The following is a 14,552-nucleotide window of genomic DNA, read 5'->3' as shown; positions in this document are numbered from 1 at the left end:
TCAGCATGAGCAATATGCTTTTCTCCGCAGCTGCGATTGTCCGGGCAAGCAGCAAGGCAATGTTTTTCTTCGCGGCGGCGTTATTAGCGTCGGCGGCGGCTTCAGCGAACGACATTTACATTCACGCCGGGCGCGTCCTCGCCGAGCCGGCGAGCGGCCGGGTACTCGCCGAACAAACCATCGTGGTCCGCCACGGCCGAATCGCGGAGGTTCGCGGCGGCTACGTCGATGGGCCGGGACGTGAAATCAACCTGCGCGATAAGTTCGTGTTGCCAGGACTGATCGATAGCCACGTGCATCTGTGCCACGAGAACGGCCCGAACGACCGCATGAACCGCGTCACCATGACTGCGGCCGATTGGGCCATTCAAGGCGCACGCTTCGCCAATATCACATTGCGAGCCGGATTCACGACAGTCGCCAATCTGGGCGACGAGAACGACGCCATTTTCGCTCTACGCAATGGCATCGAGCGCGGCGATGTTCCGGGACCGCGCATCGTCGCGGCTGGCCACGTGCTCAGCCCTCATGGCGGCGACGGTGACGTGCATGGCTATCGCCCGGATGTCGCTGCAACGATCCGGCGGTCCAATCTTTGTTCCGGGGCAGACGACTGCAGCCGCGTGGTGCGCAATCAGATTCAACGCGGCGCGGACATCATCAAAATCGTCGCGACGGGCTCCGTGCTCGCCGACGTCGCACAGGGAGTTGGCTTGCAGTTCACGGATGCAGAGCTGCAAGCCATCGTTCAAACAGCGCATCGCATGGGCCGGCGTGTCACCGCGCACGCTCATAGTACCGACGGCGTCAACGCCGCGTTGAGAGGGGGCGTCGATTCCATCGAGCACGGGACGTTTCTCGATGACGCGTCCATCAAGTTGTTCAAAGCGAGCGGCGCCTATCTCGTGCCCACCTTGCTTGCGGGAGCCACCGTCACGGCGTGGGCCAACGATCCGGAAAGTTTCCTGAGCGCGCCGGCCAAAGCAAAGGCTCTCGAGGTCGGACCCAAGATGCTGGAGATGGGCCGGCGCGCGCACGCGGGCGGGGTGAAGATCGCGTTCGGCACCGACGCAAGTGTGGCCAAGCACGGTACGAATGCTCGCGAGCTCTCACTGCTCGTGCAGGCCGGGCTCACCCCGCTCGAAGCGATCCGTGCTGCGACCGTGGGTTCGGCGGACCACCTCGGATTGTCGAAAGAGATCGGCTCGCTCGCGCCCGGCAAGTTGGCCGACATCGTTGCAGTCGACGGCGATCCATTGGCAGCCGTGAGCGAGTTGGAGCACGTGACCTTCGTCATGAAAGCCGGCGTCGTGTACGTCGACGCTCAGGACTAGAAACATGTGGAGCCGACGCCGATTCATCGCGATGAGCACCGCCGCCATGACTGCCGCGATGAGCGCGCAGGCCGGGTCCCGACGCAGCACGTACACGGCTGAAGATTATGAGCGCGTGGTCGTCATAGACGCGTTAGGCGCGATCAGCGATCCCGATCCCGCCGCAACGACGGAATCGGAACCCTCGACACGGCTACTCGACGATCTGCGCGCATCCGGCCTCACGGCGGTCAGTGTCACCCTGAGTGTCGGCAGCACCGGCGACCGGATTGCAAAGGCGATCCGCCGCATCGCCACCCTGGATGAAATGGTCGCCGCCGCGCCCGATGCGCTCATGCGAGTGCGCAAGGCCGCCGATCTGGGCACGGCGAAGGCCACGCGCCGGCTCGGGCTGATTTACAACGTGCAGGACACATCGTTGCTGGAGAACGATCTGTCTCGCGTAACGATGCTCCGCTCACTGGGCTTGCGTGTGATGCAGATGACGTACAACACCCGCAACCTGGTCGGCGACGGCTGTCTGGAACGCGCCGACAGCGGCTTGAGCAATCTTGGTCGCGACCTGGTGGCCGAGCTCAACCGCACGCGCGTCGTGATGGATTTGAGTCATGGCGGTCGCGCCACCATCGCCGAAGCGATTCGCGAAGCCAAAGCGCCACCGGTCATCAGCCACACCGGCTGTCGCTACCTGCACGATCATCCCAGGAATGTTTTCGATACCGAGCTGAAGGCGCTGGCAAATAAGGGTGGCGTCGTCGGCATCTATTTCATGCCCTTTCTCGTGCCGCGGGGAAACGCCACCCAAGCCGACCTGATTCGTCACATCGAGCATGCAGTGGATGTGTGCGGTGAAGACCACGTGGGTCTGGGCACGGACGGAAATGTCTCGGCCACGCTCATCGACGAGCGGTATCGCGAGGACATGCGAAAGGACTACGAGGACCGCGTGGCGCAGGGAATAGCCGCGCCCGGCGAATCGCCGGACATGCATCAGTTCATCCTTGAATACAACCATCCGCGGCGTTTTCTGAGCCTGGCGCAGGACCTGAGCGCCCGGGGCTGGCCCGCTCGCCGCATCGACAAGCTGCTGGGCGGCAATTTCGCGCGTGTTTATCGAGAGGTATGGGGTTGAAACGCTGGCAACGGAGCGCCATCGCACTGACCGCTTGTTTGTTACTGGCAGGATGCGAAGCAGAAGAACCCTCGCAGCCGCTCACCGTGGTGGGGTGGGGCGGCAGCTCGCAGCGTGCTCATCGTGATGCGTATTGGACGTCGTTTGTCGTGCATACCGGTATCCCATTGCAGGAGGACACCTGGCACGGCGGTATCGACGTGTTGCGTGAGAAGGCCCGCAGTGGCGACTGGGATATCGTGCAAGTCGAAGTGGAGGAATTGCTGCTCGGCTGCGCCGAGGGATTATTCGAGCCGATGGACTGGCGCGCGCTCGGTGGACGCGAGGCATTCATCGAGCCGTCGGTGCAGGACTGCGGAGTCGGCGCGATGGTGTGGTCGCAGCTCTTCGGCTACGACGCCGATCGCATGCCGAATGGCCCGCGCAACTGGGCCGAGTTCTGGGACGTGCAACGCTTCCCCGGCCGACGCGGCCTGCGCCGCACGCCCAAATACACCCTGGAATTTGCGTTGATGGCCGACGGGGTCGAGCCCGACGATGTTTACAAAGTCTTGCGCACCGAGGCCGGAGTGGATCGGGCGTTCCGCAAGCTGGACGAGATCAAACCGCACGCGGTGTGGTGGACGTCGATCTCGCAGGTGCCGGACCTGCTCACCTCGGGGCGGGTGATCGCCTCGGTCACCAGTCCGGGGCGGCTGCTGGTCGCCAATCGCGACGAGGGCCGTCACTTCAAAGTCGTGTGGGACGGCAACATCTACGCGGTGGATTTCTGGGTGATCATGAAGGGCAGTCGGCGCAAGTCGCAGGCGTTGCGACTGGTCCAGTATATGAAGCAGCCGGAGCACGAGGCACGGCTGGCGCATTTCATTCCGACGGGTCTGTCCAACCGACAGGCCATCGCCAGCCTGGAGCCGGCGCTGCGGGTCGATACCCCCTCGAATGCCGGGAACCTGGCGCACGCCGTGGAGCTGGATGCGCAGTTCTGGGTCGAGCATTCCAGCGAGCTCACGGAACGTTTCGAGGCCTGGCTGCAGAAGAGATGACACGCCGATCATGTCGGCGTTCGGCGACCCGAAGGCGCCTCCCTCTTGGCGGATCCGGCGCTCCTCTATAGTCTCGCGGCGTCCCGCTCTATGGATGGCAAGAGACTATTCATGCTCGCTCGATTTCTTGTGTTCACCGCGCTGCTGGGGTCCGTGGCGATGCCGTCCCAGGGCGCCGAGGAAGCCGCCAGTTCGAAGCAGGCCGACCCGATCGCGTCGCGGGCGGTGATGACCGGCGAGCAGGTGGTGCAGATCCTCGACGAGACCGTCGATTGGTACCGCACGCTCGGCACCCAGCAACAGGCCGCCACCCAGCCCAGCGACTTGCTGATCCTGTACGCCAACCGTCAGACCGCCGATAAGGTCATGGCCCTGGCCTTCGAGATCGCACGGGCCAATGCGGAGTTGATCAGCAGCGAAGCCGGCGCTCAGCAGGAGCAGCAGGAGGCGAGCTCGCCCGAGTCGCAGTCGCTCATGCAAATCAAGCAGAAGCTCGACGAGCAGCGCACCGAGCTGCAATCCGAGATCGAAGGCGTCCGCCGACAGATGGGCGCGGCCTCGGCGCAGGATCGAGGCGATCTGCAGGCCAAGCTCGCAGTCCTGCAAGGCGAGCTGGACTTGATCAACGCGCGACGCAATCTGTTCGCGAACATGACCCAGTACGCCAACGAGAACGCGGGGGCGAATGCACTCAAGGCGCACATCGATGCGATCGCAGCTTCCATTCCCTCGGCAAGCGGCGCGCCTGTCACGACGACCACCACGACGACCGCCGGGCCCGCCGCCAATGCAACCTCTGTTACATCGGCCGTGAGCACGTCGCTCAGCCAGTTCGGTATCTGGGATCTGACCGCGACGGTCCTGCGGCTATCGGCGAAAGCGCGAACCATCGAAACGGTGGATCGGCGCACGGCGGAGTTGCAGGAAGTGTTCACGCAGATTCGCAGTCTGCCGTTGGAACAGCTGAAGGCGCTGGCGGCGCGCGGCGATGCGTTGGCCGCTGAAGCGGATTCGGAAGATCGCGCCAGCCTGAAACGAGTGCGTGATCAGTACGACACCATCGCGTGGTTGTTCCAACAAACATCGTCCATCGTCACGCCGCTCAGCAAGGCTGAAGTGCTGCTGACTCAATATCGCAACAACCTCGAGAACTGGCGCGAGGCCACCCAAAGACAGTCTCGCGAAGCGTGGCGGGCTTTGGGTTTGCGGCTGGTGCTCTTTGGGGCGCTGCTGGCGTTGGTGTTTACCGCGGCCGAGGTGTGGCGTCGTGCGGTGTTTCGTTACGTCACGGATGTGCGACGGCGCTCGCGTCTGTTGTTGTTGAGGAAGATCGTGCTGTGGGCCCTGGTCGTCGCGATTGCAGCGGCGACGTTTGCGACCGAGTTGGGCTCGCTCGCCACGTTCGCGGGCCTGATCACCGCCGGTCTGGCCGTGGCCATGCAGAGCGTGCTGGTGTCGGTGGTGGGTTATTTCTTCCTCATCGGCAAGTACGGCATTCGCGTGGGCGATCGCGTGCAGGTCGGTAGCGTGACCGGCGAGGTCATCGACCTCGGCCTGGTCCGCCTGCATCTGATGGAGCTGAGCGGGCAGGGCGGCGCGATGAGCCCGACCGGGCGCGTCGTGGCGTTCGCCAATTCCATCATCTTTCAGGCGTCCGGTGGACTGTTCAAACAGATCCCGGGCATCAACCTGGCGTGGCACGAGATTACAGCGCGGCTGCCGACGGGCGCCGATCATGCGGCGTTGAAGACCCGGCTCATCGAAGCGGTCAGCGGCGTGCTCAAGGACTATCGCGACGACATCCTCCGGCAGACGCAGGAGATCCAGCGCACCGCATCGGCTCACGGCACCGGCGATGCGCAGCCGCAGGTTCAGCTGCGTTTCTCGGCCGAAGGCGTCGACGCGATCGTGCGCTACCCGGTCGAGCTGCAGCATGCGGCCGAGATCGACGAGCGCGTGTCTCGCGAGGTGTTGAGTGTAATTTCGGCGGAACCCGCGGCGTCCTCGGCTGCTTAAGATCAGCACCAGTGGAGCAGCGAGGAGACGCGTCATGGCGACTCACAAAACCACGACTCACACGTCGAAGACCGGCAAAAAGACCCCGGGCACGATGAAGGATGTGTTGTCGGCCAACGTCCGTCATCAGCAGCGTCGGTCGAAGGCCACCGCCAGCCCACCGGAGGCGCAGCGCTCGCCGCACGAGCGCATCAAGGATGCCGATCGCAAGCGCAAGGCGCACTAGAGACGAAGGAAGTTTGCTAAGGGGCAGAGCGCCTTTCGGATCATTTGGCGCACGGGGAGCGTTATGGCCGGTCCAGCAACAGGAGCGGTGTCATGGCGAAGTCCGGCGGTGCGGGGGTGCAATTCGGTTACAAGCTGATGTCGGAAACCACCGGACCCAAGGAGCTGGTCCGTAACGCCAGGCTGGCCGAGGACGCGGGTTTCGATTTCGTCGGGCTGTCCGATCATTATCTTCCCTGGCTGGAGTCGCACGGGCACTCGCCGTTTGCATGGAGCGTGCTGGGCGCGATCGCCGAGACCACGGAGCGTGTCGGCATCGCCACGGGATTGACCTGTCCCATCATTCGCTATCATCCGGCCATCATCGCGCAGGCCGCTGCGACCATCGGCGTGATGAGCGAAGGAAGATTCACGCTCGCGCTCGGCGCGGGCGAGCGACTCAACGAACACGTCGTCGGTTATGGATGGCCTCCGGTGCATCATCGACACGAGATGTTGCGCGAGGCGGTGGAGATCATGCGCGGCTTGTGGGAAGGCGGGCTGTATTCTCACAGCGGGGAGTTCTACGAAGTCGAAAGCGCGCGCGTTTACGATCTTCCCGACGAGCCCGTGCCGATCGTCGTCGGCATCAGTGGCAAGAAGTCCGCGACGCTGGCGGGCGAGCTCGGCGTCGGCATCATGGCGGTCGAAGCCGAACAGAGCCTGGTCAAGGATTGGCAGAGCGCTGGCGGCGGGGATGGCGCCCGCTACCTCGAGCTTTCGTTTGCTTACGCGCGAACCGAAAAAGAAGGGCTCGAACTTGCCCATGAGTACTCCCGCTTCGGCGCGCTCGGCTGGGAAGTGCTGGCGGAGCTGCCCGGCGTGAAAGGCTTCGAGGGCGCGACCAAATACATCAAGCCCGAGGATCTGAAAGACAGCATTCCGCACGGTCCCGATCCGGAGCCGTACGTCCAGGAAGTGAAAAAGGCGCTGGACGCGGGGTTCGATCATCTGGTGCTCATGGGCGTGGGGCCGGACCAGGCAGGGTTCATTCGCTTCTTCGAACAGACATTGGCCCCGGAGCTGCGTGGACTGGCGCAGAAGCCGCGGGGCAAGACCAGCAAGGCCAGCAACGACAATGGTCGGGCCAAGGGCAAGACCAAGAAGAGATAGGCGGGGTATGATCCTCCGTGAGGTTCGACCTGCGGAGGATGAGATGTCGTCGACGAGTGCAGCCGGAGCGGTGGTGGCGGGCCTGCGGCGGCCATTGGCGCCGGCCGTGGCTGCTGGATTGAGCGAGCGCTTTGCCGAACGCTATGTCACATCGGCCGCCGTGCGCGAGCATCACGGTCGTGATGAATCCGCCTTCGATGTCACACCGCCCGATGCCGTCGTCTATGCATTGACGACCGACGAAGTCGCCTTCGTTCTCGCCTTGGCCAATCGACATGGCGTGCCGGTCATTGCCTATGGCGCGGGCTCGTCGCTCGAAGGGCATCTCTTGGCCGTGCAAGGCGGTATCTGCCTCGACCTGTCACGCATGAACAACATCCTCGAAGTCGACGCCGCCGAAGGCATCGCCGTCGTGGAGGCAGGCGTCACGCGCAAGCAGCTGAACGAACGGTTGCGACAGGAGGGCGTGTTCTTTTCCGTCGATCCTGGCGCCGATGCGACGATCGGCGGCATGGTGGCCACGCGCGCCAGCGGCACGAATGCGGTTCGCTATGGAACGATGCGAGACAATGTTTTATCGCTGACCGCGGTCACGGCGTCCGGAGAGATCATTCGGACGGGGACGCGTGCTCGCAAATCGTCTGCCGGTTATGACCTCACGCACTTGTTGATCGGCAGCGAAGGGACGCTCGCGATCGTCACAGAGGCAGTGGTGAAGTTGCGTCCGGTGCCGGAAGCGTCGAGCGTGGCGGTCGCGCATTTTCCCGATGTGGATGCGGCCGTTCGCACCGCCAGCGAGATCATTCAATTCGGCCTGCCGATCGCGCGTTGCGAGCTGCTGGATGAGATGACGGTGATGGCGGTGAATCGCCATAGCAAGCTCAGCTTGCTGGAGCGACCCATGCTGTTGATGGAATTCCACGGCAGCGAGACTTCGGTGGCCGAGCAAGCTACCGCGGCCGAGGAGATCGCCAAACAAAATGGCGGCGAGGACTTCCGCTGGACGCAGTTGCCCGAGGAGCGCACCAAACTCTGGAGCGCGCGTCACAATGCTTACTTCGCCACCATGCAGCTGCGGCCGGGATGCCGGGTTTTCTCGACCGATGCGTGTGTGCCGATATCCAAGCTCGCGCAATGTATTGCCGAGACCCGAGCGGACCTGTCGGGCAGCGGGTTGACGGCGACGGTGCTGGGACACGTGGGAGACGGCAACTTCCACGTCTCGCTCGTCATCGATCCCACCAGTCAGTGTGAATGGGCGCTGGCCGAGACATTCAACGAGCGACTGGTTCATCGCGCCATCGCCATGGGCGGCACCTGCACGGGCGAGCATGGCGTCGGCCTGCACAAGAAGCGGTTTCTCGAAGCGGAGCATGGCAAGCCGGCCGTGGACGTTATGCGGGCGCTGAAGCGCACGCTGGATCCGAACAACATTCTGAACCCGGGCAAGATCTTCGATTGAGCCTCCCACTCAAAAGTCCATCGACACCGACGCATTCCAGGTTCGCGGCGCGGAGACCGAGATGAAGTCGCGGCCGCCGATGGTCCAGTTCACGTCATCGAACAGGTTCTCGACGCCGGCTCGGAATAACAGCGCACGGCCGTTGACCGTGGTCGTGTAACGCGCGCCGATGTCCACCCGGTCCCACGACGGCACCCGCTGCGTGTTGGCCAGATCGATGTACGCATCGCCGGTGCTGATGTAACGCGCCGTCGCGGTCACGCCGGGCAGGGTGGGGATATCGTATTCCGCTCCAAGATTCACGGTGAGATCGGGTACGCCGATGGCGTCCCGACCGTTGAAAGTGCCGCCCGCAGTGCGCGTCATGGTTGCATCGATCCAGGCCGCGCCGCCGAGTAGCCGCAAACCGGTGAAGATCTCGCCGAATGTTTCCAGCTCCACGCCCTTGTTCTGCTGGCGTCCGGCCGCGCGAAATGTATTGGATGAATCGATGAACGCGGTGTCGCGGCGGATGTCGAAGTAGGCAGCAGTGATTCCATAGTTGCCGCCGTCCCATTTCACGCCCAGTTCGTGTTGCTTGGACTCAAAAGGCGGCAGTTGCTGGCCCACGTTGGTCGTACCGGCTGGCGCGATTGCGCCTTGCGAGAGCGCTTCGGCGTAGTTGGCGTAGATCGACCAACCGCCGCCGACTTTGTATAACGCACCGACCGTTGGTGTGGTGGCGGACTGATCGTACGCACCTTTCTCGATGGTCTGATGCCGCAGGGCTAGCGTCGTAAACAGTCTCTCATCGAGCAGCGTGATCGTATCTGCAAGCGCGACGCTGTCGAGATACAAAATCGAATTCGCCAGCCGCGTCCCGGTCGCCGTATCGAGGTTCACGAACGGATTGGGAATGTCGGCCTGCTCGTAGATGCTGCCGGCGACCGGCTGGGGCAATTGCACGGTCAGCAGCCGCTCGTCGTAGGTGCTTTGTCGCTGCCGCACGGTTTGTAGCGTGATCTGGTGCCGAGTCCCGCCCAACTGGAAATCGCCGCGCAGACCCGCATCGGTCACTCGATTCTCCAGCTGCCACAGATAACTCGATGCGCTGGTGTATCTGACTCGGCCGCCGCCATCGATGGTCGTTTGATCGATGTAGATGCGCGTCTGCGGATCCTCTTCGAGCCGGCCATGGCGGGCGTAGGCGGTGAGTTGCTCATTCAAATCCCACTCGGCGCTCAGCAGCGCGAAGTTTTGCTTCAAATCCAGCAGTTCCCACGCGGGCTTGGGATGAAAGCGTGCATCGGGCAGAGCGGGCAGAGGCTGCCCCGCCGCGAGCCGCCAGTGGCTGAAGATCGGAGACGATTTCTGTCGGTTGTGGCCCGCGTCGAATGTGACGCGCAATTGCTCGCCACGATAGTCGAGCGCGAGTTGGGGCGACAGTTGTTGCCGCTCGGCGCCATCGTAAAGCTCGCCGTCCTCGGCGGTCACATTGAGCCTGGCGCCAAACTGTCCATCGCTACCGAAGCGCTGGCCGAGGTCGAGGTGCGTACCGAACAACGAGTCGTCGGAGACATACAGCATGGCCGAGCGCACGGGGATGTCGGTAGCGCGCTTGGGCACCAGATTGAAGATTCCGCCGACGGCCGTGCCATAACCGGCCGCTCCGGCCAGCGCCGCGGCCGGACCCTTGAGAATCTCGAAGCGCTCGTAATGTTTGATCCGGACGCCGCTGTAGGCGACGAAGCCTTCCAGGCCGTCGAACAGATACGAATCGCTGTTGGCCAGGAAGCCGCGAATGGAGCTTTGATCGATGGGCGAGGTGGGCGCCAGGCTGTTGCGAATCGAAGGATCGTTGGCGACGATGTCATTGACGTTGCGTGCGCCCTGATTGCGGATCAGATCGCTGGTATAGGACTTGGTGCTGAACGGCGTCGTGAACAAGTCTCGGTTGCCGAGCATGCCGACACGACTGCCGCGAGCCACCTGACCGCCCGCGTATGCGCTCGTCACTTCCGGTGCATCTTCCGCTTCCACCACGCGCACGCGAGGCAACGTTTGTTGAGGTTGCGCGGCGTTGGCGGAAGCGCGCAGCACGTAGCCGCCGGCGGATTGCGCGACCGCCTCGACCCCTGTGCCCATCAACAAGCGAGCCAGCCCGCTCGCGACGGTATGCTCGCCGGTCAGTCCTCCGGACTGACGCGCTAGGACGAGCGACGGCTCATAGCTCAGATTTACACCGGCGCGCAGGGCGAATTGTTCCAATGCGGCGTCGAGCGCGCCGGCCGGAATGTTGAAGTCGTGTTTCTGTTCGTCCGTCGTGCTCTGCCCGGCTTGGGCCGAACTGACCGCCGGGCCGCCGAGCAGGGTCGCCGCGAGCGCTGCGTGCAGCGCTTGTTTGATCGCGAAGGTCAGCCGGAAGGATGAAATCGAGCAGGACACGGACATGGCGCCGGGATCTCTTGAGGAATGAATGACGGGGTGTCATTCGTCAGGCCGGACGAGCGGGCCAATCCCCTCAGCCTTTGGCAAAAATATTTCGCTCAGCGTCCGGCAGCGGCGACCCGGACCCAGAAGCGGCTGCGATAGCTAATGCGCAGGGAGTGCGTCTCAACGAGGAATTGCAATGTTTTGTCGGTGTCGCGTACCTGAAAGATTCCGGAGAGCCTCAGATCTGCGACCTGCGGGTCGCAGGTGATCGCGCCGACTCGATAGCGGGCCAATTCGGCGAGCACGTCGGCGAGGCGGGCGTCCTTGGCGACGATTACGCCATCGACCCATGCATCGGCACGGATGCCAGTGGATTCGGCGCGCAGCGCCGCGTCACGATGCAGCTGGTAGCTTTCTCCCCCGCGGACGATCGTCGAAGCCGTGCTGCCTGCTGGATGCAACTCGACCGCGCCTTCCTGCACGCTGATGCGCGCACTCTGCTCCTCCAAACGCACGTTGAATCGTGTGCCCAGCGCCTGCATCGTGCCGAACGGAGTGCGAACCCAGAACGGGCGATGGCCTGCCAGCGAGTCAGCGCCTGTCTGGATCAGCATCTCGCCGCGCCTCAGATGCACGAGGCGTCGTGCGCCGGTCAGGTCAGTCGTCACCGCACTGTCCGTATTCAGCTCGAGCAAGGTTTCATCTGCGAGCCGCACGGTGCGGCGCTCGCCAACGCGCGTGCTTGCATCGGCAAGCAATCGCTCCCATGGAGTGACCTCACGCAATAGATACGAGCTCCCGACAAGCAGGAATCCGCCGGTGGCCAGCAGCTTCAAAGCATTGCGGCGATGTTTGGTTCGTTCCGCGGCCGCTGAATCAAGCGTGGCGCGCACCAGCCGCGGCGACACCTTCTTGAATGGATGATTCAAAGAACGGACACGCTGCCAGGCGAGGGCGTGCAGGGCATCGGCTGCGAGCCAGGACTCGAATGCGAGCCGCACATCCGGAGTCGCATCGCTGTAGTCGAGCCTGACGCACCAGTCGATGGCCGCGTCGATCACCTGCGACGGCAGCACGGCGGCATCTGGATTCGCGTCGGTCACGATTCGAACTGCAACTCATAGCAGGCACGCAGCGCCTTGGCGATGTAGCGCTCGGCGGTGGCCAACGAGACGCCGAGCTCGCGTGCGATCCGCGGGCAAGTCATGCCGTCGAGTTGAGCCAGCAGAAAAGCTTTGCGGACCGGGGGAGGCAGGGCGTCGAGCATCCGATCGATCTCGATCAGCGCTTCCAGGATCAATGCGCGATGCTCCGACGAGGGAGCCTCCGGTTCGGGCATCGTCGCCAGTGTCGCGATCCACGCCTGCTCCAACTCGCGTCGCCGCCAGTGATCGATCACCAGCCCGCGTGCGATCGTCGATAAATAGGCCCGCGGCTCGCGAGTCGCGACGGCCTGCCGCCGCGCCAGCAGACGAATGAACACATCCTGCGCCAGATCGGGCGCATCGGCCGCATCGCCGAGCCGGCGACGCAGCCAGCGCTGCAGCCAATCGTGGTGATCGCTGTACAGCGCGGTGAGTTGTTGCTGTGGGGCGAGCTCGGTGGCCGACACTGAGGATCCATTCAGGGGCGCCATGCCGGTGCAGGCCCCGTGACGCCTGGGTTAAATGCGAATGGTTCTCACTGTACTGGAGTTTGCCGGCCGAGTGAACCGTTCCGAGCCCGGATCGCCATCAGATTGCAATCTGGCCGCGACGATTCTGTAAAGCGGCGACGGCAGAGTGCGCCGTCATTGCGCCATTGGTTAAGGAGTTGCCATGCGTTCGCAGTCCCTGTGGCTGGCCGCGGCTGTCGCCGCGACGTTTTCCGTTGCCGCTCATTCGCACGATCAACATTCCCATTCCAACGAAGCCGATAAATTCGAAGAACGGCTCGAGGGGCAGGGAGCGCGCACCAAAGCAGCTCAGCGACTGACCTGGCGCGATTCGCGTTGGAAGTACGACCCGGTGGTGAAGATCAAACTGCTGGGCATCAACGACTTTCACGGTCAGCTCTCGCCGCGTGCCGTCGCTTCCCGTCCGGCGGGTGGCGCGGCGGTGCTCGCTTCTTATCTGCGTGCAGCGTCGGAGTCGGCGAAGGATGGCGCGTTCATCGTGCACGCTGGCGATCACGTCGGCGCCTCGCCGCCGAACTCGGCCCTCCTGCAGGATGAGCCGGCCATCAGCGTGATGAACGAGCTTGCAAACAAGCACTGCTTGCCGGTGCGCCTGTTCCGCAAGCTGCCCTATGACATTCAGGCTTATACCCAGCCCCGCTGTAATATCGTCGGCACCTTCGGCAATCACGAGTTCGACGAGGGCATCGGCGAGGCGCTGCGCCTGGTGTACGGCGGCAATCACGAGGACGGTCCTTTCCTCGAACAGCGCTGGCAGGGCGCGCAGTTTCCATACATCAGCGCCAACGTGATCGATCAGTCCACCGGTCGTTCGGTGCTGCCGCCTCATACAGTCAAGACCGTTGAGGGCGTGCGGATCGGCTTCATCGGCGCCGTGCTCAAGGAAACGCCGACCATCGTCACGCCGACCGGGGTGGCCGGGCTCAAGTTCATCGACGAAGCCGACGCCATCAACGCGTCGGTGAAGCAGTTGAAGCGTCACGGTGTGAAGACCATCGTGGTCACCATCCACCAGGGCACGGGCCAGACCAGCTACACCGGTCCCACCGATCCGGAAGTGGCGCCGCCTACCGGTCCCATCGCCGAGATCGTCAAGCGGCTCGATAGCGAAGTGGACGTGGTGATCTCGGGTCATGCGCACGGCTTCACCAACGCGCTGGTGGCTAACGACAAGGGCAAGGAAATTCTGCTGACGCAGGCGTTCTCGGCCAGCACGGCTTACGGCGACATCGACCTGTCGATCAGCCGCAAGAGCGACGACGTGGTGGAGAAGTCCGCCGCCATCGTGACGACCTGGGGCGATGAAGGTCCCGGCCTCGTGCCGGATGTGAAAGTCGCCGAGCTCGTGGCCCAAGCCGATGAGCGCGTCGCGCCGCTGGTGAATCGCGTCGTCGGCACGGTCACGAGCGCGTTGACGCGTACTGAAAACAGCGCCGGCGAATCGTCGCTCGGCAATCTGATTGCCGACGCACAGCGCGTGACGACGGATGCGGACTTCGCCTTCATGAATCCGGGCGGCATTCGCGCCGATCTCGCGACGGGCGAAGTGACCTGGGGCGAGCTGTTCACCATCCAGCCGTTCGGCAACGATCTGGTCTCGATGGATCTCACCGGCGCACAGATCAAGACGCTGCTCGAACAGCAGTGGCAGGGTCAGACCTTTGCTCGCATCCTGAAGCCCTCGGGCCTGACCTATACCTGGGACAACGCGCGGCCGGTCGGCGATCGCGTGACGCAGATTCTCACTTCGGACGCCACGCCGCTCGATCCGAACGCGACCTATCGCGTGACCGTCAACAGCTTCATCGCTGCCGGCGGCGACAATTTCCTGGTGCTGCCTTCGGGCACGAACCGGGTCGTGGGTCCGGTCGATCTCGATGCGCTGGTCGAGTATGTGGAATCGCTGCCGCAGCCGTTTGACGCCGCCATCGAAGGCCGCATCACGCGCACCAACTAAGAGTCAGCTGTTCGGTAGGGAAAGCCGCCCGGGTACAAGGACGTACCCCGCCGCCACAAACCGCGGTGGGCATCGTTAAATGTAACGATGACCGGGCGGGACGCTGCGGTATTCTTGGCGGAGTCGTTACAACATGACTCGCCA

At 63.5% G+C, this 14,552-nt stretch carries 11 protein-coding genes; 8 read left to right on the top strand and 3 right to left on the bottom strand.

All coding sequences use genetic code 11. The features are described from left to right. Positions 1–59: 59 nt before the first annotated feature. From VGD45_RS22550 to VGD45_RS22520, 7 genes are all read left to right on the top strand, one after another. The gene (locus VGD45_RS22550; RefSeq protein WP_331157608.1) at positions 60–1,334 is read left to right on the top strand and encodes an amidohydrolase family protein; all 1,275 of its coding nucleotides are present in this window, start codon (positions 60–62) and stop codon (positions 1,332–1,334) included. Between the two features lie 4 nt (positions 1,335–1,338). Continuing rightward, the gene (locus VGD45_RS22545; RefSeq protein WP_331157607.1) at positions 1,339–2,466 is read left to right on the top strand and encodes a dipeptidase; all 1,128 of its coding nucleotides are present in this window, start codon (positions 1,339–1,341) and stop codon (positions 2,464–2,466) included. Beyond that, the gene (locus VGD45_RS22540) at positions 2,463–3,509 is read left to right on the top strand and encodes an extracellular solute-binding protein (protein WP_331157606.1); all 1,047 of its coding nucleotides are present in this window, start codon (positions 2,463–2,465) and stop codon (positions 3,507–3,509) included. Before VGD45_RS22545 ends, VGD45_RS22540 begins: the two co-directional genes overlap by 4 nt. Before the next feature lie 111 nt (positions 3,510–3,620). Then, a complete protein-coding gene (locus VGD45_RS22535) occupies positions 3,621–5,525 on the top strand; it encodes a hypothetical protein (protein ID WP_331157605.1) in 1,905 nt (634 codons plus the stop codon). Positions 5,526–5,559: 34 nt separating this feature from the next. Next, a complete protein-coding gene (locus VGD45_RS22530) occupies positions 5,560–5,751 on the top strand; it encodes a hypothetical protein (protein WP_331157604.1) in 192 nt (63 codons plus the stop codon). A gap of 92 nt (positions 5,752–5,843) precedes the next feature. After that, positions 5,844–6,902, top strand: coding sequence for a TIGR03557 family F420-dependent LLM class oxidoreductase (locus tag VGD45_RS22525; RefSeq protein ID WP_331157603.1), 1,059 nt, complete (start codon positions 5,844–5,846; stop codon positions 6,900–6,902). A 43-nt stretch (positions 6,903–6,945) separates the two neighbouring features. After that, positions 6,946–8,364 (top strand): FAD-binding oxidoreductase, encoded by a 1,419-nt coding sequence (locus tag VGD45_RS22520; RefSeq protein ID WP_331157602.1) that lies wholly within the window; start codon positions 6,946–6,948, stop codon positions 8,362–8,364. A gap of 9 nt (positions 8,365–8,373) precedes the next feature. Here VGD45_RS22520 and VGD45_RS22515 read toward each other — a convergent pair whose 3' ends face one another. The 3 genes from VGD45_RS22515 to VGD45_RS22505 form a co-directional block, all read right to left on the bottom strand. Beyond that, positions 8,374–10,794 carry a TonB-dependent receptor gene (locus VGD45_RS22515; RefSeq protein WP_331157601.1) on the bottom strand — a complete coding sequence of 807 codons (2,421 nt, stop codon included), beginning with the start codon at positions 10,792–10,794 and terminating at the stop codon, positions 8,374–8,376. A gap of 95 nt (positions 10,795–10,889) precedes the next feature. Continuing rightward, positions 10,890–11,879: a FecR domain-containing protein gene (locus VGD45_RS22510; RefSeq protein WP_331157600.1), complete on the bottom strand. Its 990-nt coding sequence runs from the start codon at positions 11,877–11,879 to the stop codon at positions 10,890–10,892. Further along, complete coding sequence (locus VGD45_RS22505; protein WP_414717592.1) at positions 11,876–12,412, bottom strand: sigma-70 family RNA polymerase sigma factor; 537 nt, start codon at positions 12,410–12,412, stop codon at positions 11,876–11,878. Before VGD45_RS22505 ends, VGD45_RS22510 begins: the two co-directional genes overlap by 4 nt. A 181-nt stretch (positions 12,413–12,593) precedes the next feature. On the opposite strand from VGD45_RS22505, the gene VGD45_RS22500 reads away from it, so the two are divergent. After that, entirely contained in the window at positions 12,594–14,408 is a 1,815-nt protein-coding gene (locus VGD45_RS22500; protein ID WP_331157598.1) for a bifunctional metallophosphatase/5'-nucleotidase, read from the top strand. Positions 14,409–14,552 lie beyond the last annotated feature (144 nt).

This window comes from Steroidobacter sp. (genome assembly GCF_036402275.1).
GTDB lineage: Bacteria > Pseudomonadota > Gammaproteobacteria > Steroidobacterales > Steroidobacteraceae > Steroidobacter.
The sequence above is the reverse complement of the archived record's forward strand: the minus strand, read 5'-3'. Positions and strand labels throughout refer to the sequence as shown.

Excerpts from the sequence above, each read along its gene's own strand:
- VGD45_RS22545 (WP_331157607.1), top strand. The coding sequence starts at position 1,339 with ATGTGGAGCCGACGCCGATTCATCGCGATGAGCACCGCCGCCATGACT.
- VGD45_RS22550 (WP_331157608.1), top strand. The coding sequence starts at position 60 with ATGTTTTTCTTCGCGGCGGCGTTATTAGCGTCGGCGGCGGCTTCAGCG.
- VGD45_RS22515 (WP_331157601.1), bottom strand. The coding sequence starts at position 10,794 with ATGTCCGTGTCCTGCTCGATTTCATCCTTCCGGCTGACCTTCGCGATC.
- VGD45_RS22535 (WP_331157605.1), top strand. The coding sequence starts at position 3,621 with ATGCTCGCTCGATTTCTTGTGTTCACCGCGCTGCTGGGGTCCGTGGCG.
- VGD45_RS22520 (WP_331157602.1), top strand. The coding sequence starts at position 6,946 with ATGTCGTCGACGAGTGCAGCCGGAGCGGTGGTGGCGGGCCTGCGGCGG.
- VGD45_RS22525 (WP_331157603.1), top strand. The coding sequence starts at position 5,844 with ATGGCGAAGTCCGGCGGTGCGGGGGTGCAATTCGGTTACAAGCTGATG.
- VGD45_RS22500 (WP_331157598.1), top strand. The coding sequence starts at position 12,594 with ATGCGTTCGCAGTCCCTGTGGCTGGCCGCGGCTGTCGCCGCGACGTTT.
- VGD45_RS22530 (WP_331157604.1), top strand. The coding sequence starts at position 5,560 with ATGGCGACTCACAAAACCACGACTCACACGTCGAAGACCGGCAAAAAG.
- VGD45_RS22505 (WP_414717592.1), bottom strand. The coding sequence starts at position 12,412 with ATGGCGCCCCTGAATGGATCCTCAGTGTCGGCCACCGAGCTCGCCCCA.